Source organism: Robertmurraya siralis, from assembly GCF_005502275.1.
Classification (GTDB): Bacteria; Bacillota; Bacilli; order Bacillales; family Cytobacillaceae; genus Robertmurraya; species Robertmurraya siralis.
On the sequence record NZ_SWLZ01000003.1, the window covers coordinates 74243 to 92938 of the forward strand.

Sequence of the window (18696 nt, forward strand, 5' to 3'; positions counted from 1 at the left end):
ATTTATACAGGCAGATAACATTCTATTTTTTATCCCTTTGTTCAATTAAAGCATGATTTAATTTCTCAAATGTCTTAATAAATTGTTCGATTTCAGATGGTTCAAATTGAGATATTATCCCTTCTACTAATTGCTGAATCCTTTTGTCAATCTTCCAAAATAATTCCTCACCTTTTTCTGTTAATGTTAAATAAACAACTCGGCGATCTTTTTCATCTCTCGTTCTTTGAATAAATCCTTTTTCCCACAGTCTGTTAATTATTGCTGTAATAGCACTTTTCTTCACTTCAAACTCTTCTGCAAGAGCGGTTGAAGTACACGAGCCAACACGATTTATGTATCTAATTATATAGAGCTGATCATGGGTTAAATTGCTTCCCAGCTGTTCTGTAATTAGTGCTTCCGCCTTTTTTGTTACTGAAAAAGATACATCCACATAACGATTTACCAATTGCTGAATATTATCATTTGACATATGTGGCAGCCTCCAATTAATTAACACATTTAACTATTCAACAATTTAACTATAAGGATCCTTCTTTTTACTGTCAAGATCATAAATGGGGCAAAGAAAAAACCAACTCTCATCAATTCAAAAGAGTTGGCTTGTCATTATTCGATTTCTTTTTTATTATGCCTGCCTTTCACAAAGCGATAGGCTAAATATGTGACATATAATGGGGCAGCAATATAGATTAAATACGGGAAGTTTCCATAGGTGCCTTTATAGATAACATAGAGAAGACAGCCTAAAAATATCGTCACGATAGTCCCGTATTTTGGAAGAGGCACTTCTTTCAAACTTGGAATTCGAATCCTGCTAACCATCAAAAAGCATAATGCCGTATACACAACTGTCGTAATTATGTCGGGAAGTCTACCTCCAAATAATGTAAGGAGAGCAAGTATACCACCAGCTGCAGTAATAGGGACGCCGATAAAATAATTGAGAGTGGACTTATCTGTACTAATATTAAAACGGGCCAAACGGTATGCACCAAACAATGGGAATAGTCCTGCAATCAGTAAGCCAATTAACTCAAATTGATAAAAGTATGTATAATACACTAAAAACGATGGAGCTACTCCAAAGGAAACAATATCCGCTAGCGAATCCAATTCTTTTCCTAATATGCTATCAGCTTTTAACATTCTTGCAAGGCGACCATCCATACTGTCTAGCATCATCCCAATTAAAATAAGGATCGCTGCATTCTTATACTCCCCATACGAGGCAAAACCAATTGACAAGAAACCGCAATATAAATTCCCGAGCGTAAACATGTTAGGAATCGCTTTAACAAGTCTTATTCTCAATGAGGTGATCACTCCTTTAACATTATTTATGTGGCTCATATAAATCCCAAGCTAGTTTTATGGAGTCAACTATATAATTGGCTATTTCTTCGATTTCCAGAGCATCTGTTTCCACCCTTGAATGATGGAGAGAATAAATTTTCTGTCTTGAATGAAAGAGATCTTCAATTTCTTCAAGCGTTCTTCCTTGCAGTACTGGTCGACTATCGATCAGCAAACTGATTCTATCCTTCCATGAATCCCATGATAAATCAAGAAAAAAAACAATGCCATCTTTTAAACAGCGCTCTTTTATCTCGCTTTGCAAAAATGCTCCTCCGCCTAAGGAAATGATATTTAGCCGTTGCTCACATAGTTTAAATATCATTTCCTTTTCTTTTTTGCGAAATTCCTCTTCGCCGAAGGTTTTAAATATTTCCTTTACAGACATCCCATATTCTTTCTCAATTTCCACGTCCACATCATAAAAATCTCGATACAATTTTTTTGCCACTTCACTGCCAATCGTTGTTTTGCCAACCCCCATGAAACCGATAAAAATAATGCATTTTTCTCTGAGCGGGATATCTTTAATTGTCAACTTCTACACTCCTCTAGCAGTCTTTTCGTAACTATTTATGATCAGACTTTTGCTCAAGTAATCTCATTATAATTTTAATTATCACTAATTTCTAGTAGTAATCTGGATTGGTCAGTTCTTTTTATCAATATCTTTTTTATAATAATGATGAGAATGCTATACCCCAAAAAAAGGTTGAAAGACAGGGCAACCATTTCATTCTCTTATAATGAGGCTTTATTTAAGCAACATGGAACGAAACGTTTTTTCACACGACTTTAAAAAATTCTCATAAGTGATAGATGCTCTCCTATCGAGAGAGAATAGTCCAAAAGCAACACCGATATAAAAAACTGACTCAATCGATCTTGGAGAAAGAGCAATTGAATCAGCTTCATCTTTGCAGTTTAGATAACTAATAGTAAGCTAAGAGCCATCACACCCATTCCGGCAATTAAACCGTATATAGAAATATGGGCTTCATCAAATTTCTTTGCTGCCGGTAATAGTTCGTCAAGAGAAATAAAGACCATAATCCCGGCAACTCCTGCAAAAATAACGCCAAACATAATGTCATTTAAGAATGGCATTAATAAAAAGTATGCTGCCACGGCACCGATTGGTTCTGATAGACCTGATAAAAATGAAAGCTTGAAAGCTTTTTTTCGATCCCCTGTTGCAAAATAGACAGGAACAGATACTGCGATCCCTTCAGGAATATTGTGGATTGCAATCGCAATCGCAATTGGGACCCCAAGCGCCGGATCTTGCAAAGCGGACGTAAATGTTGCGATCCCTTCAGGAAAGTTATGGATCGCAATGGCAAGTGCTGTAAATGTCCCCATTTTTAATAGAGCAGAATCCTGCACAACTTTCTTGTCAGAATCCATGTCTTCAACCTTTTTCAATTCATGGGGATTTCCTTGTTTTGGAATAAATTTATCAATAAGTGCAATAAGAAGCATCCCCCCAAAAAAACCAGCAACCGTTGCCCAATTTCCTCCTATTTCACCTAATGAACTCACTAATGCGTCCTTTGCCTTAACAAAAATCTCAATCATCGAAACATAAATCATCACACCAGCGGAAAAACCAAGAGCAAGAGAAAGGAACTTAGTATTCGTTGTCTTTGTAAAAAAGGCGAGAACACTGCCGATACCTGTTGCTAATCCAGCCATTAATGTGAGACCAAAGGCAAGCAATAAATTTTCATCCATTTCTCATTCTCCTTCTAATTGACTTTCCCATTTTGTTCATAGAGAAAATTCTATTTTATTACTTACTTGAAGTGCACTCTCTTTTTTACACAAGAAGCTATGCATTCATATAAAAATGTTTCGTCCAGTAAACATTTTAACTCATATGAAACTTGCCTGACAACTTAAATTATTTTAGCTTACTATTATTGTAGGAATTATAAACAGAAAAAATAACCTGTAAGATTGCAGTTATGATAAACTTAACAAAAAATAAATCATTGAATAACGAACGGATAGTAAACGTAATAAAAACCACCATCTGTATTGAACATCCCGTGGATGTTTTTTACATAAACTTTGTTCAACAGAATTATTGATAAAACGATTTTTGGCTCATTTCGTGTGAAACGATCGTTTCGAAAAACCTTTTTAGTAAAACTGAATCCACAGAGAAAATGAGTTCAAAGGCAACACTAACCTAAAAAAAAAACGGGGAAAGGCACCTATGATGCCGATTTGTTATGTTCCGGATTCAAGAGCTCAATCTAATTGGCATCTTGAATCGGAACGAAAATTGACTAAAAACCTTCATTAAAACCAATTGATGCTATGATATTTTTTGCCCATTTCCCTTACTTTTATGGCTCTTCCCCCTTTTCAGCATGAGAAAGAGGGTTACAATAATTAGTTCAAGCAACAACCCTTTTGTCGGCCAGGTAAAGAAGGAATATTCAATTGCATCAATATTATTTTTAAATAAGCGAATCGTTAAACTGAGCAAAAGTGCAAGCGGAACGATATCAAAGTCGGAATCCTTACGCCTGAATGTATTGAATAATCTATTGAGCGTAAATAGTAGTAAGGATAGCTTACATAGCATAGTCGGAATCCACACAACCTCAATGACCAAATCCAATCGATCTAAAAAATCTGTTAAATTAATTTGCTGTATTAATTTAATATTGGGATAAGTTGCTTCTGAAGCAATCGCTACACCGAGTACAGTAATGTTTAAAAAAATTAAAATAAATAAAAGAATAAAACCACAGCTTATGCCGATTATACCTGCTTTTTTCAAATGAGAAATAGGATGTAAAAAAACAAATAAAAATACAATCACAATCGCTTCCGTCATCCAAGGAAAAAATATGTATGTTGATTTTAAAATTTCAGCACCTGAATGAAGACCGCCGAAAGGGAGAAGATTTGCTAACTGAATTTCGTTCAATAAGAAAAATGGCAATAATATAACAACTATAGATATGGTAATGAAGTGAATGACAGTTACCCTTGCAATGACTTCAATGCCTGTTAAGCTTATATAAATTAATGTTAATGTTGTTAATAATGCAATAATATCAAATGGAGTGTCTGGAAGTAAGATCCCATCAATAAAGCTATTAAAGATTCGGAAATCACGAATATAAATAAACAATAAATACATGAATAGAACACTGATAAAAACGTTTTTAAACCATGGTCTTTTATCAAAGTAAAATATTGACTTCAGTTTTTCCAATTTTGCTGGTTTTCTACATATTATGTAAATAACCGTTGTCGTCAAAACATATGTAAACATTATGACAATCCATGTATTTTGTTTAGAGATTTCCATTAATATTTGCGGCACAGATATAATCACACCAGTAAAAATAAAATTACCAATGAGACAAGTTAATTGAAATGGAGATAATTGTTCTTGTTTCATATTTTAATCACTTGCTTGGTGATTTCACCTAAAGTATGGTTAAGAAAACTCGTGACTACATACAATGGCAACTCCAGCATCAGAACGATTGCCAGTAGGATACATAATGCGGACAAAAGCAAATACCAACGTTTCTCCTGCTTATCTTTAAGCAATAGCTTTCTTATTTTAATAAAATAAATGAGCAAACAAATAATTAAAATGAGGAGAATCTGCACTTCCCTATACCTCCCTTACTTTAATGCCTTTATTGTTTATCCTGACAATGTCTGCCTCAACATCAACATTCACTTTTATATTTGGCAAAAGCTCTCTCCATTGAGTCGACAATTGCTTTTCCCAAAAACGATTACTCTTCTTATAGACAGAATAGCCAAGCCCATATGGATCGACGCCTTCTGATTTAGCATGGCTGATGATTACTTCAATTTCATTTTTAATATGACTCTCAAACTTATTTGTCGCCATTTTATATATTTCAAGATCCTCTAAATCAAGCCGTGCTTCATTCTGTAAAAGTATGCCCTCAACATGGAGCTTAACGGTGAATTCAGGAAGACCATGAGCCTCTTTATACGTTGGTGTAATCTTATAGTCGAGGATTTCAATATTAAGTTCAGAATTCTTATCGACCGCGATTGTCTCCTTCTTTCGCTTCATCTTTTGTAAAAGCCAATATATACCATTCGTTTCTTCTTCATTCGTAAAAAAGACGAGTTTATCATCTTTCATTATTGCGGTACTGTTTATTTGAATTTCCTCTCGTTCATCATTCCCCTTGTTTTTTGTTTTTACTGTTTCCACCACAGGAATTACGGGGTCTTTCCCAGGAAGACTGAGATCATTAATTATATTACGAGTATCAATATTAAGTGTTGTTTTCACCATTTCTCTCACAGCTTCCGAAGGCAGTTCTTCAAAGTGAGGAGTGGCCGTTAAAATATCAAGTGCATCCCCTTTAGCGATAAGTAAATATGTTGATAGCCTTGATTCAGGATGTTCTAAAATTGAGTTCAAAGTCTGTTCAATTCCGCTTGCTGCCATTTCCTCCCCAAAAATAAAGATTCTTCGATGTGAAAATAAAAGCTGTCTTGACATTCTTTTTTGCAGATCATCGTCCGCTTCACGAACATTGCGCCCAAATCCAGAATCTACGTAATAAGGTTCGCTTCCACTAGTACCTCCTCCACCGCCATTCGGACCGCCCATCGCACTCGGCAAGGGTACTTGAACGGACGCACGAAAGCGATTCTCACCTTCTTTGTCAAGCCCAGTGGCAATGACAAATGCCAAATCATTTATTTCTGTCCGATCCCAACAACCAGCAAGAGTTGTCACACAAAGGATACATGCCAGTAATTTACCTATTTTATTCATAGCGGTACTCCTTTTAAGCTCATTGCTTATCATTCAATGGCGACGGTCTCATATGCTCCGTCTGCCGTTGCACATTTTCGCTTATCGTTTGCGTTGGCCGTTTATCCATTGCCCACCAAGGAGCTCGTATGAAAACATCTTTAAGCTCTTTCCACTTAAACGGACCTATTGGGGAGAAATATGGAACTCCAAATGAGCGTAGTTTGCATAAATGAGTCACGATTAAGATAGAACCGAGGGTTATTCCAAACAAACCAAAAAGTCCAGCTAGAAGCATCATTGGAAAACGCAAAATGCGAATGGTGATTGCTAAGTTAAACTTGGGAATCGTAAAAGAAGCAATTCCTGTTAAACTCACAATAATCACCATCGGCGCCGAGACAATCCCAGCCTCTACTGCCGCCTGTCCAATCACAAGAGCACCGAGAATACTTACAGCTTGTCCAATTACTTTAGGTAAACGCAGCCCTGCTTCACGCAAGGATTCAAATGCAATCTCCATAATCATTGCTTCAACAAAAGCTGGGAAAGGAATCGATTCCCTGCTGGCAGCGATGCTGTACAATAAATTTGTTGGAATCATTTCTTGATGGTATGTCGTAACTGCAATATAGATTGCCGGAAGCATTAAAGCTAAAAAAATCATTAATATCCTTAAAAGTCGAATAAAAAGTGAAATATGATAGCGATGATAGTAATCTTCATTTGCTTGTAAAAATTGCCAAAAAGTTGCAGGCAGTATCAACGTAAAAGGGCTTCCATTGACAAGCAGTGCCACTCTTCCTTCTAAAAGATTCCCTACAACAGTATCTGGCCGCTCTGTGTTTTGAATTTGCGGAAACAGGCTTCGCGGTTCATCCTCGATCAGCTCCTCGATATACCCACTTTCAAGGATGCCATCAATTTCAATGCGCTCAAGACGTTTTTCAACCTCTTCTACTAAATCAGGTGAAGCAAGATGATCGATAAACATCAGTCCGATGATAGTTCTAGTCTCTGTTCCAATTTCTTTCGTAATTAATTTTAGATGACTCGACTTTATTTTCTGCCTAATTAAAGCAATATTAACGGCAATGCTTTCTGTAAAGCCTTCCCTTGGACCACGGACAGCTGTTTCCGTTTCCGGCTCCGAAACTGAACGACGCTCTCCGCCTTTAGCATTTAGAACAAGCGCTTTATCAATGCCATCGACCATTAATACTGTATTTCCATCCAACACTTGCTTAACAATTTCATCGAGTTTATCAGCCTCAACAACATCGTTAATGGAAACCATTTTTTCTTGGATGAAATCCGCATTCAGATGTTCAATCCGTGTTTTAGATAATAACTCGTGTAACGCACTAAACTGAATGCTCATATTGTCAATCAAGCCATCAATATAGATAAGATAAGCGCTATATTCCTGAACTTTGAAAGAACGAAATTTTACATCAGCACAACTTTCAAATAAAGACTTGATTATGTCAATATTTTCTTCAACATCTGCAGAAATTGGCTCCCCTGTTTTATTATCAATCTCGATACTTTCCTTTATTTTTTTTGGTTTGATTAACCGACGACGCAAGAGCTTTCCATCTCCCTTTGTAAACTGGCAATTCCATTTTTTCTTAATATCCCCAATTCCACCTTTTATATGAAGTGTGTTTAGTTTTATTGAGCTTTTGTTAAACAACATTATTGATAAAATGACCTTTGGCTCATTTTGTGTGAAGCTTCATTTCACAAATCTTTTAACTATCCTGAAAAGTCCTCTGTTTCCTTGAAAAAAGGAGAAAATGGACAAAAAGTGAACTCAGACATATAACAAAGCCTCATAAAAAAGATGGACAAATACATATTTCTTTATAACTAACAAAAAATAGGATAAACAATTTTTCAGGATTGGATGATGAAATGGAAGTTACGCCGTTATTGGAAGTGGAAAAATTAGCACTTAAAAAACAGAAATATTATCAAATCAATCCCCTTCATTACATTTTAAGGGCAGCATTAGCTAGTATGTTCATTGGCTTTGGCGTTATTGTTGCATTTAAGACAGGCGGATACTTTTATCATGAACATTCCCCGATTGCTTATCCAATCGCTGCTTTTACTTTTGGGGCAGCGATTATTTTAATTGCTTATGGCGGAGGGGATTTATTTACTGGAAATACCTTTTATTTTACATTTGCAGCGTTGCGAAAAAAGATGAAATGGATGGATGTAGGAACATTACTTACTTTAAGCTATATTGGCAATATTATCGGCGCAATGATATTTGCCCTGTTGATTCTAACAACACAGCTTTATGCAGAAACGTCAGTAAATGCCTTTTTACTTGATGTTGTTGAGAAAAAAATGCATATTCCCACTACTGAATTATTTTTTCGTGGAATCCTTTGTAATTGGCTCGTATGCCTAGCTTTTTTTATTCCAATGACATTAAAACAGGATGGAGCCAAACTCTTCGTCATGATCCTATTTGTTTTTTGCTTTTTTATTTCCGGTTATGAGCACAGTATAGCCAATATGTGTACTTTTGCGATTGCCCTTGTCCTCAATCACCCAGGCACCATTTCTTTTGCCGGTGTTATTCATAATCTAGTACCTGTTACACTCGGAAATTTAATAGGAGGAAGTGTTTTAATGGGATATATGTATTATTATGTCAATAAACCCTTTTTCGAAGAGGTTGAAGAAAAGCAAGACTGAGCCTAAAGATTTTTTTGAAAATGACATCCATAATTCAGCAATGCATATTGTAAAGACAACGCGGTTACATTAAAAATGAGCAATGCAAAGATTGCTCAATACGTGCAAGGAAGTGATGTATCATGGCAAGAAACAAACTTTTGGTTCCTGGCTCTGAGAATGTTCTTAACCAAATGAAAGAGGAAATTGCCAATGAGTTTGGGGTACAGCTAGGTGCAGATACGACCGCGCGTGCAAACGGCTCAGTTGGGGGCGAGATGACGAAACGACTCGTCCGACTCGGGCAACAGCAATTGCAACAAAACAACCAAAATCATTAACAAACAAAGTCGGAGGCATGACTATGCCTCCGACTAATGTTAATTCGAGTCAACTGCTTGGCTCTTCTTTTCTTCACGTTCTTTTTTTAGCTTAAAATAGGCATCTAGAGCATCTCTTCCAATTTTGAGATTCGCTTGATGACCATTTTTGCCTGTGTAAGCCCAAGGGACGATGACCGCAATCGCCACCTCAGGGTTATTATAAGGCGCGTAGCCAACGAAGCTTAAATTAATTACGGCAGGTGGCTCTTTATAATTTTTTCGCTGAGGTCCATCGTAAAAGGCTTGCGCAGTACCAGTTTTACCAGCTGGCAAATATTCAGCGTCTGCAAAATAACTACTCGCAGTACCAGAAGTTACGACTTGACGAAACCCTTTTTGCACTGTTTCCATCCACCCCGGTTTTAAATCTAATCGGTTTAAAATCTGGGGCTGAATTTCTTCAAATAATGGACCAAGCTCATTGTCCCCATCCATAACTGGTTCACGAATTTCTTTCACTACATGGGTCTGAACACGATTTCCGCCATTGGCAATTGTTGACACATATTGGGCCAATTGCATCGGTGTATACGTATCATATTGTCCAATCGATAAATCTAACAGGAGACCTGGTATGGTGCCTTCACCTTTAAAGCCAATTTGTTCGTTAGGAAGATCAATCCCTGTTCTTGTACCCAAGCCGAACTGGCTAAAAGATTGCCGCATTGTATCAAATGCTGTTGGAGCGATATTTAGCGGCTGATCGTATCGGTACGTGGCTCCCGCCATCCGAATGGCAGTGTGAAACATATAAACGTTAGAAGAGACCCTCAGTGCTCCAACTGGATCAAGTGTTCCTAGATTATTACTATACGAACCTTTTGGCTGCGTACCTTTAATTTTTACTGGTGTATCATGGATGTACGTATTTGTATTAATCGCACCCGTTTGAAGTCCAGTTATGATCGTCGCACCTTTAACGGTCGAGCCGACATTGTAGGATGTTGTAATCGTACCGGCAGCAAAATCCTGCATTTCCATTTTTCCCGTTTCTTCATTTTTGACAAGCTGTTTGCCCGCCATTGTGAACACTTCTCCAGTATTAGGATCCATCATCACAACAAAAGCCCGGTCAAGAAAACCGGTATTCCCTAGTTGTTTCGCGCTTTTTAGATGTTTCTCAATAATTTTCTCCGTTTCTAGCTGTAAATCCATATCAAGTGCTAAAACGAGATCCTTTCCTCTTTGCCCTTCTGAGATTACTTCTGTCCTCAGCGTGTTTCCCGCTTTGTCGGTAATGTTTTTCACCTTTGATTTTTGTCCATGCAAAACATCTTCGTACTGCAACTCTAAATAACTTTTGCCTACGCGATCATTACGACTGTAATCTCTTGCTAAAAAATATTCCAATTGTTCTTTCGGAATTCCTTCATTTGTCGTTGTAACCCCGCCAAGAATGGTGCGCAATGTTTTATCAAATGTATAAGTTCGTTCCCAATCTGTCGTCGTATCGACTCCAGGCAAATATTGAAGATTTTCACTCACAATCGCAAATTCCTCGTCCGTTACCCCTTCATTTTTAACAATTTGTGGAGTTAAAGCATACCCGCTACTAAAAATCGCATAAATGCCTATTATTTCAAGATCCTGCTCACTGAGCTCAGCCAAATCTTCTTCTGTAATTCGCTCGAGCTTTAAGTCATATATTTTTTTATCATATTCTTTCTGCTCTAACTCGTCCTTTAACTTCTTTCGTTCTTTCTCAGGAACTTTTTCATCGCCACGTTCAGGGTTTTTGATCAGCCAATAATCCTTTTTGTCTCGTTCCTGCACTCTTTTTGGCTCAAAGTCAATGAGTAAAGCAAGCTTTTCTGCCACTTTCAGCATCTCTTTCGCACTTACTCCATAGTTGGTGTATGTAATGGCATTTTTCGGCGTATTATCAACAATAATTTCGCCATTTCGATCAAACATTCTGCCACGGGGCACAGGTTGGCTGATGATCACATCTTCGGTACGCTCGATTTCCTTTTTATAATTTTCTCCATGAACAATTTGCACGACGCCTAATCGGAGCACCAGTAGGGAGAACATGGCAAAAATAGCAAAAAATAAAATATTAACACGAATAGGAATATTGGACTTCTTCTTCTTTTTTTCTGGATACATATTTACCCTCCTCTCTCATAATTATTCTCTATATTAGACTCTTAAATTATGGAAAAAGTTTCTTATTTTCAAGAATTTTTAGTTAGTCGGCATTTGTTCACACGATGTTCATCATTCATTTTATAGATGTGATAACATTAAAGTATTAAATTTTGTTATATGTCGGTGTTGACTTTGGCTCAATTCCTTTGAAACCTTCGTTTCAGACCCATTGAACCAAATAAACCATTTCCTCAAATATATGAAAATTTTTTCTATCATACTATAATAGTTTTAAAAATTAATAAAAGAATGGTGAAATTTTAATGAACTTTCAGCTCTATCCAATGGGAGACCATGCGCTCTTGCTGGAATTTGGCAAAGTTATTGACCCGAAAACCCATCAGCAAATTCAAAAAATAACAAATGTTCTCGAGCATTCACCGCCTTCATGGATGGTTGAATATATTCCAGCTTTTACGACGATCACGATCATTTATAAACCAACAGAAATTCTATATAAGGAAGCCTGTCTAGAGCTTAACAAGATCGTCTTAAATATGGAAGAGCACAACGCAATCAACCAGCACATCGTCACTATTCCTGTCTGTTATGGAGACGAATTTGGTCCAGATCTAGAGTTTGTTGCTGACGTTAATAGCTTGACTAAAAAAGAAGTGATTAACATCCACGCAAATGGTAACTATTTAGTTTATATGATTGGTTTTTCTCCTGGATTTCCCTATATTGGTGGAATGTCAGAAAAAATAGCAGCACCTAGAAAGAAATCGCCTCGGTTAAATATTGCAGCTGGCTCAGTTGGCATTGCTGGTAAACAAACAGGCATTTATTCAATCGATTCACCAGGAGGTTGGCAAATCATCGGTCGCACTCCAGTACGTTTATTTCAAATTGACAAACAAAAACCAGCTTTTTTAAAGGCAGGTGATAAAATTAAATTTATTCCTATTTCGCGAAATGAATATTATGAATGGGTGAATTGACAATGTTGACAGTACTTAAACGCGGCTTCTTTACTACTGTTCAAGACCAAGGGAGATATGGATATCAAAAAGATGGTGTTGTGGTAAGTGGAGTATTGGACGATTATGCCCACCGCATCGCTAATTATTTAGTAGGAAACTGCGAGAACAGCCCCATTTTGGAAATAACATTAAATGGTCCGCAGCTTCAATTTCATATAGACGCGGTCATAGCGATTTGTGGAGGCAATCTTTCACCATCTATCAATGGAAGACCTCTACCGATGTGGAAAAGTATTCTCATAAAAAAAGATACCGTCATTTCGTTTGGCAAATGTCTTGCTGGTGCTCGAAGCTATCTTGCAGTTAGCGGCGGCTTCCATGTGCCCAAAGTGATGGAAAGTGCCTCCACATATGTACGTGGAAAATTTGGCGGTGTAGACGGAAGAACATTACAGATGAATGACAAGCTTACCTTTGGTCCTTTTAGTAAACTAAATAAAAGAATTTTTGAAAAGTTGACTGGAAGCACGGTTGCAAACTGGTCAGTCCCCTATCAAAGAATGTACTCCAAAAAACTAATCCGTGTCATGAAAGGACGACAATATGAGGAATTCACGAATATAAGCAGAACGAATTTTTTTAAATACCAATACACGATAACGACAGAATCAGATCGAATGGGCTATCGCCTAAAAGGAACACCACTAGCATTGCAAAGAGATGAAGAGATGTTGTCAGAAGCCGTCACATTTGGAACGATTCAAATTACAACAGATGGGCAGCCAATTATACTTCTTGCTGACCGGCAAACGACAGGCGGATATCCGAAGATCGCTCAGGTTGCGTCCGTCGATTTCCCTTCTCTTGCGCAAATGAAACCAGGCGATCGAATTGATTTTGAATTGATAACCATCGAAAAAGCGCAACAACTTTTGAGACAAAGAGAACGATACTTACAACTGATAAAAACAGGAATTCGCCTCAAATACAGCTAAGGAGGAAAATAGCCATGTATACCATTGATCTGAACTGTGATATTGGAGAAGGTTATGGTCATTATAAGCTTGGAAACGATGCAGAAATCATGAACTATGTGACGAGCGTAAATATCGCTTGCGGTTTTCATGGGGGCGACCCTAGAATTATGCGAGAAACCGTACTCCTAGCCATTAATAAAAATATAGCGATCGGTGCCCACCCTGGACTTCCCGATCTTAATGGATTTGGTCGCAGAGAAATCAATATCAATCCCGAAGAAGCATATGATTTAGTCATCTATCAAATTGGCGCCTTACAGGGCTTTATTACCGCAGAGGGCGGAGTAATGCAGCATGTCAAGCCGCACGGTGCACTTTATAATATGGCTGCAAAAAATAAACAATTAGCTGAAGCCATTGCAAAAGCAATTTATAAAGTCAATAACGAACTAATTCTTTTCGGACTTGCGGGCAGCGCCCTCATTGAGGCAGGAAAAAAATTTGGTTTGCAAACAGCTGCAGAAGCTTTTTCTGATCGCACATATATGTGCGACGGTTCATTAGCTTCACGATACGAAGTAAATAGTGTCCTAAGCGACAAGAAAGCAGCAGCAAAACAAGCGATCCGTATCGTAAAGGAAGGAAAAATAAAATCTAACGAAGGTCTTGATATCGATATAAAAGCAGATACCATTTGCCTTCACGGAGATGGAGAAAACGCCTTAGCGATAGCAAGGGAAATTTCCGTTAGTTTAGTAGAAAACGGAATTACGATACGTAACTTTTTACAAAATAGAAAATAGCAAAAAATGAACCCCTTCTTCATGAGTATACCGGGACGGTTTTCCTCTCAAGGTAAAGATATGATTTTAAACAGGCAGGTTTACTTTTGAAGGAGTTCATTCAATCGTTCACACTAATTGGAAAAAGGAATATAATCATTCCCTAATTTGTCCGCTGCCATAAATGAAGTACTTACTTGATGTTAACGCTTCGAGTCCCATCGGGCCTCGGGCGTGCAATTTTTGCGTACTGATCCCAATTTCTGCACCATAGCCAAACTCAAATCCATCAGTGAATCTAGTTGAAGCATTATGATAAACTGCTGCCGCATCAACCTGCATTAGAAAGGCCTCAGCATTTTCATTTGTTTCTGTTACAATTGTCTCCGAATGTTTTGTCCCATATCGGTTAATATGTTCAATTGCTTCATGAACATTATCCACAATTTTCACGCTAAGCTTAAGAGCTAAAAACTCCGTCCCCCAATCTTCCTCTGTTGCTCGTTTAGCCCTCCTATAAGACTGAACTACCTTTTGATCGCCATAAACCTCCACTTCATGGTTTGTTAACGTGGCAAGTAGCTTCAAGCCGTATTGCTGAAACCATTTTTCATGAATCAGTACCGTCTCAATCGCATTGCACACAGAAGGGCGCTGAGTTTTTGCATTAATAACAATGCTTTCAGCCATTTCATAAATCCCCGACTCATCAATGTAAACATGGCAATTTCCTGCACCTGTTTCTAAAACGGGCACAGTAGATTCACGTACTACCGTTTCAATTAAGCTTTTTCCTCCTCGAGGAATAAGGACATCCAAGTACTCATTTAATGTAAATAATTGTTTCGCTGTCTCACGACTTGTATCCTCAATAAGCTGTACAGCATCAAGTGGAATCGCAGTTTCTTCGAGGGCTTGATGAATCACCTGCACAAGTGCTTTATTTGAATAATAAGCTGAGGAGCTACCTCTTAAAACAACTGCATTTCCTGTTTTTATCGACAAGGTCGCTGCATCAACCGTCACATTAGGACGTGCCTCATAGATCATGCCAATCACTCCAATTGGGACGCGCTTTTTCTTAATCAATAAACCATTTTCTTTGTTGATTGTTTCTAAATTTTCTCCAATTGGATCCGTTAGCTTGACCAACAGTTCAATCGCATTTGCCATATCGTCAATTCGCTTAGCATTCAGCATGATCCGATCTAAAATATTATCTGACAGTCCTTTCATTTTTCCAGCTTGTAAATCTTTATCATTTTCTGCAAGGAGTTGGTCTGTTTCCGATCTTAATTTATTAGCAATTTTCTGCAAAGCTTTATTTTTTTCCTCCGTTGTGACCCCTACTAGCTGATGACTTGCTACTTTAGCCTTCTCACCTTTAAAAATGACCTCACTCATGTTCATCTCTCCCTTCATATATTTGCACCCATTGATCGCGATGGATAACCTCATTAGTGATGTAAACTTTTTCAAATTTGAGTTCTTCTCGCCCTTTCCCCATTAGCTTCCGGATTTCATCGGATGAGTATAAAACCTCTCCTTTTCCTAATAAACCGTTTCTTCCGTAGACCTCAACAACATTTCCTTTATCAAATACTCCATCAACCCCATAAATTCCTGCTGGCAGTAAGCTGCTCCCTTGTGACAACAAAGCTTTTTCAGCACCTTGATCAATAAATAACTTCCCGGCTATTGGTGAATGTAGGGAAATCCATTGCTTATTATTCTTGACGGAGGAGAGCATTTCGGTTCCGATGTATGTTCCATCTCCAAATCCAGTAAGAATTCGCAATAATTTGTCTTCCCCTTTCCCTAAACCTATGAATACCTTCACCCCTAAAGAAATGGCTGTTTTTGCAGCCAATAGCTTCGATTTCATGCCCCCTGTTCCAACATTTGAGCCCGTCCCCTTTGCAGCCTCCATCATTTCTTCCGATACATCCTCTAAAAAATCAAAACGTTTTGCATTATAATCATCACGTGGATCACGATCATATAACCCATTAATATCAGTCAAAATGATCAGCTGGTCAGCATGGAGCATTCCACTCACAAGTGCAGAAAGCATATCATTATCTCCAAAGGTTAGTTCTTCAACCGAGACTGTATCATTTTCATTTATGATTGGAAGAATTCCACGTGCCAAAAGCTCAGAAATGGTCGAATAAGCATTGCGATAACGATCCTTTTTGGAAAAATCATTCCTCGTTAACAGAATCTGTGCAGGTGTAATCCCGAAAGGAGCTAGCTCTTTTGCATAGGTTTGTATTAATAAACTTTGTCCCACGGCTGCAGCAGCTTGTTTCCCTTTTAACTTAACAGGTCTTGCAGGATAGCCAAGCTTCTTGAAGCCAGCTGCAACTGCACCAGAAGATACAAGAATAATCTCATGTCCTGCCCGCCTAGCCGAAACAATTGCTTTTACATGGTCTTTAAGCTTTCCTTCCGCAATCTCCCCATTTGCATTCGTTAACGAACTACTACCAATTTTAACGACAATTCGTTTTTTATTCATATGCTGTTGCTTCTCCTTTAACTAAAAATCAAAAAACCCTTTCCGTCCTATAAATTAAGGACGAAAAGGGTTTAGCTCTCCGTGGTACCACCTTGGTTGAATGCTTTTAGACTACATTCCACTTTACCTCAATAACGCTGAGAAAACGCCTATGTTTGCATAGGACTCTGAAGGTAGGTTCCACAAGGCTTTCGTGATGGGATCTCTCAGCTCATAAACCCCAATCTCTGACACTTCCACACGATGCGTACTAGTCCTTCATAAACGTTCAATATTTTTATATATTATGCCCAGTTAACGATTAGATGTCAAGAGGATTTTTCATTAAAAATAGCGTTATTGCCGAGAGCATGGCCAACAGAGTGTCAGAATGAATAGAAGAAGGTGAATTTGAGTACGCTCAAATTCACCTTCTTGTGTCCCTGTCTCTTATCATTTAATATTTTGAAAGGGGTTCTTCCATTCCATTAATACCCCGTAATGATGAGATTCTTCGTCTTCTAAATAATTTTTCACTAGCCCGATTGGGGTTCTGCCACATTTTAATAGAAACGATATGACCGGATCTTTTATTTTTCCTGATACGACTTCATCCACATACTGCTCAGGGCTTAATCGTTCTGCAAACCGATGATAGCCCGGCATTCTTCCACCACCAAGTAAACGGTCGAGCCCCTTTTGAATAACAAGATGATACATGGCTTGCATCATCATTTTCCCTAAGCCTAGTTTTCTGAATTTTGGCCGAACGCTAATGTCAACAATGTATAAAGTGTTTCCTGTTGGTAAATGCGTTCTAATATATCCGTTGTCGGTGATTTCCTCCCATGTATGGGTAGGTGCACTTGGGTCAAAATGAACTAACAAACCTGTTAATGAGCCGGCAAGCTCCCCATCAATTTCCATACAAATCGCCCCTTCCGGAAACAATGCCGTATGGTTTTTTAATTGCTCCTTATTCCACCAAAGATCCGATGGGAACGGCGGGGGAAAACATTCCGATTGAATTTCGATAAGTTGATCAAAATCATTGATATCGTAATTTCTTATCACAGCAGGAAAAGTTATCCCATTATCAAAGACATAGAATTCACTTCTATAGCTCATTCATTTCACCCTTGCTCGATTTTTCCCAATCAACATAAAGATCGGTACGACGATCTCTCCATGTCGTTACCGCCCCTCTTTCTCTTACTTCATAAAGAAGAGATAAATCCAGGTCTGCAGTTACGACCATATCATTATTTAATTCTCCTTCAACCATGATTCCTTTTGGCGGAAACGGAATATCATTCGGAGTAATAACTGCTGCCTGACCAAAGTTTGCTCTCATAAAATCTACTGTTGGCAACGAACCAACTGTACCTGTCACAACCACATAGATTTGATTTTCAATCGCTCTCGCATGACTCGTATAACGAACCCGATGAAAACCGTGGCGATCATCTGTACATGACGGACAAAAAATAACATCCGCACCTTTCGCCTTCGCCATCCGAACAATTTCAGGAAACTCAATGTCATAGCAAGTTAAAATGGCAATTTTGCCTTTATCTGTATCAAAGATTTTGAAATCGTCACCTGACGACATATTCCATTCATCAACTTCTGTTGGGGTAATATGAAGCTTCGCTTGTTCTCCTATCCTTCCATCTGGATAGAATAGGTGGGCTACATTATATAGTTTACCGCCTCTTTCAATTACATGGGTGCCGCCAATGATATGCATATTTGTTGTTTTTGCCAATTCTGAAAACAACTTTACATATAGCTCTGTAAATCGCGGTAAATCATTTATTGTAAGCGGAGCACCTTCGTCATCTCCAATTGATAGTAGTTGAGTTGTAAAAAATTCTGGAAAAAGAACAAATTCCGCTCCAAACTCTTGAGCCGTTTTTACATAATGAACACATTGATTAGCAAACTCCTCAAAAGAGCTGACTGTTTGCAATTGATATTGTACTGCTGAAACACGAAGCTTCACCATTCATTCCCCCTTATTCTTGACTTCACTATTTCTGCTAAAAATTCACACCTTCTCCATGACTAGTAAGTTGTTTTTGAGTCACGTTACGATCCAATGAAGTAAGTTCTACGTTCAAATATCTAATCAGCTATCAAAAAAG

General features: G+C 38.0%; 18 protein-coding genes. 5 read left to right on the top strand and 13 right to left on the bottom strand.

Translation table 11 applies throughout. The annotated features are described in order from the left end of the window. Positions 1–22: 22 nt before the first annotated feature. From FCJ93_RS05365 to FCJ93_RS05400, 8 genes are all read right to left on the bottom strand, one after another. Entirely contained in the window at positions 23–475 is a 453-nt protein-coding gene (locus FCJ93_RS05365; protein WP_095306299.1) for a MarR family winged helix-turn-helix transcriptional regulator, read from the bottom strand. Between the two features lie 137 nt (positions 476–612). Further along, positions 613–1311 (bottom strand): CDP-diacylglycerol--serine O-phosphatidyltransferase, encoded by a 699-nt coding sequence (gene pssA, locus FCJ93_RS05370; RefSeq protein ID WP_095306351.1) that lies wholly within the window; start codon positions 1309–1311, stop codon positions 613–615. Positions 1312–1339: 28 nt separating this feature from the next. Further along, on the bottom strand, positions 1340–1843 hold the full coding sequence (locus tag FCJ93_RS05375; RefSeq protein ID WP_170211223.1) for a shikimate kinase: 504 nt from the start codon (positions 1841–1843) through the stop codon (positions 1340–1342). Between the two features lie 440 nt (positions 1844–2283). Next, on the bottom strand, positions 2284–3093 hold the full coding sequence (gene zupT / locus FCJ93_RS05380) for a zinc transporter ZupT (protein ID WP_137743096.1): 810 nt from the start codon (positions 3091–3093) through the stop codon (positions 2284–2286). Positions 3094–3682: 589 nt separating this feature from the next. Beyond that, the gene (locus FCJ93_RS05385; RefSeq protein WP_095306302.1) at positions 3683–4783 is read right to left on the bottom strand and encodes a GerAB/ArcD/ProY family transporter; all 1101 of its coding nucleotides are present in this window, start codon (positions 4781–4783) and stop codon (positions 3683–3685) included. After that, positions 4780–5001 (bottom strand): TMEM128 family protein, encoded by a 222-nt coding sequence (locus FCJ93_RS05390; protein WP_095306303.1) that lies wholly within the window; start codon positions 4999–5001, stop codon positions 4780–4782. The genes FCJ93_RS05385 and FCJ93_RS05390 overlap by 4 nt, the downstream gene beginning before the upstream one ends. A 4-nt stretch (positions 5002–5005) precedes the next feature. Next, positions 5006–6160, bottom strand: a complete 1155-nt coding sequence (locus tag FCJ93_RS05395) for a Ger(x)C family spore germination protein (protein WP_170211215.1) — start codon at positions 6158–6160, stop codon at positions 5006–5008. A gap of 19 nt (positions 6161–6179) precedes the next feature. Then, entirely contained in the window at positions 6180–7727 is a 1548-nt protein-coding gene (locus FCJ93_RS05400) for a spore germination protein (RefSeq protein WP_235879423.1), read from the bottom strand. Between the two features lie 329 nt (positions 7728–8056). Here FCJ93_RS05400 and FCJ93_RS05405 point away from each other — a divergent pair, with 329 nt between their 5' ends. Both FCJ93_RS05405 and FCJ93_RS05410 read left to right on the top strand, forming a co-directional pair. Then, complete coding sequence (locus FCJ93_RS05405) at positions 8057–8854, top strand: formate/nitrite transporter family protein (protein ID WP_095306306.1); 798 nt, start codon at positions 8057–8059, stop codon at positions 8852–8854. A 122-nt stretch (positions 8855–8976) separates the two neighbouring features. Next, the gene (locus FCJ93_RS05410) at positions 8977–9174 is read left to right on the top strand and encodes an alpha/beta-type small acid-soluble spore protein (protein WP_095306307.1); all 198 of its coding nucleotides are present in this window, start codon (positions 8977–8979) and stop codon (positions 9172–9174) included. Positions 9175–9213: 39 nt separating this feature from the next. On the opposite strand, the gene FCJ93_RS05415 is transcribed toward FCJ93_RS05410, so the two are convergent. Then, complete coding sequence (locus tag FCJ93_RS05415) at positions 9214–11325, bottom strand: peptidoglycan D,D-transpeptidase FtsI family protein (RefSeq protein WP_095306308.1); 2112 nt, start codon at positions 11323–11325, stop codon at positions 9214–9216. A gap of 305 nt (positions 11326–11630) precedes the next feature. On the opposite strand from FCJ93_RS05415, the gene pxpB reads away from it, so the two are divergent. From pxpB to FCJ93_RS05430, 3 genes are read left to right on the top strand one after another with little or no spacing between them, the layout of a single operon-like run. Further along, positions 11631–12308, top strand: coding sequence for a 5-oxoprolinase subunit PxpB (pxpB, locus tag FCJ93_RS05420; RefSeq protein WP_095306309.1), 678 nt, complete (start codon positions 11631–11633; stop codon positions 12306–12308). A 2-nt stretch (positions 12309–12310) separates the two neighbouring features. After that, positions 12311–13285, top strand: coding sequence for a 5-oxoprolinase subunit C family protein (locus FCJ93_RS05425; protein WP_095306310.1), 975 nt, complete (start codon positions 12311–12313; stop codon positions 13283–13285). Between the two features lie 14 nt (positions 13286–13299). Beyond that, positions 13300–14070, top strand: a complete 771-nt coding sequence (locus FCJ93_RS05430) for a LamB/YcsF family protein (protein ID WP_095306311.1) — start codon at positions 13300–13302, stop codon at positions 14068–14070. A 135-nt stretch (positions 14071–14205) separates the two neighbouring features. Here the strand turns inward: FCJ93_RS05430 and FCJ93_RS05435 are convergent, their stop codons facing one another. From FCJ93_RS05435 to FCJ93_RS05450, 4 genes are all read right to left on the bottom strand, one after another. Then, on the bottom strand, positions 14206–15453 hold the full coding sequence (locus tag FCJ93_RS05435) for a glutamate-5-semialdehyde dehydrogenase (RefSeq protein ID WP_137743098.1): 1248 nt from the start codon (positions 15451–15453) through the stop codon (positions 14206–14208). Beyond that, positions 15446–16570: a glutamate 5-kinase gene (proB, locus tag FCJ93_RS05440; protein WP_095306313.1), complete on the bottom strand. Its 1125-nt coding sequence runs from the start codon at positions 16568–16570 to the stop codon at positions 15446–15448. The genes FCJ93_RS05435 and proB overlap by 8 nt, the downstream gene beginning before the upstream one ends. Positions 16571–17002: 432 nt before the next feature. Beyond that, on the bottom strand, positions 17003–17677 hold the full coding sequence (locus FCJ93_RS05445) for a GNAT family N-acetyltransferase (RefSeq protein ID WP_137743099.1): 675 nt from the start codon (positions 17675–17677) through the stop codon (positions 17003–17005). Beyond that, positions 17667–18554, bottom strand: a complete 888-nt coding sequence (locus FCJ93_RS05450; protein WP_095306352.1) for a carbon-nitrogen hydrolase family protein — start codon at positions 18552–18554, stop codon at positions 17667–17669. The genes FCJ93_RS05445 and FCJ93_RS05450 overlap by 11 nt, the downstream gene beginning before the upstream one ends. Between the last annotated feature and the right edge of the window lie 142 nt (positions 18555–18696).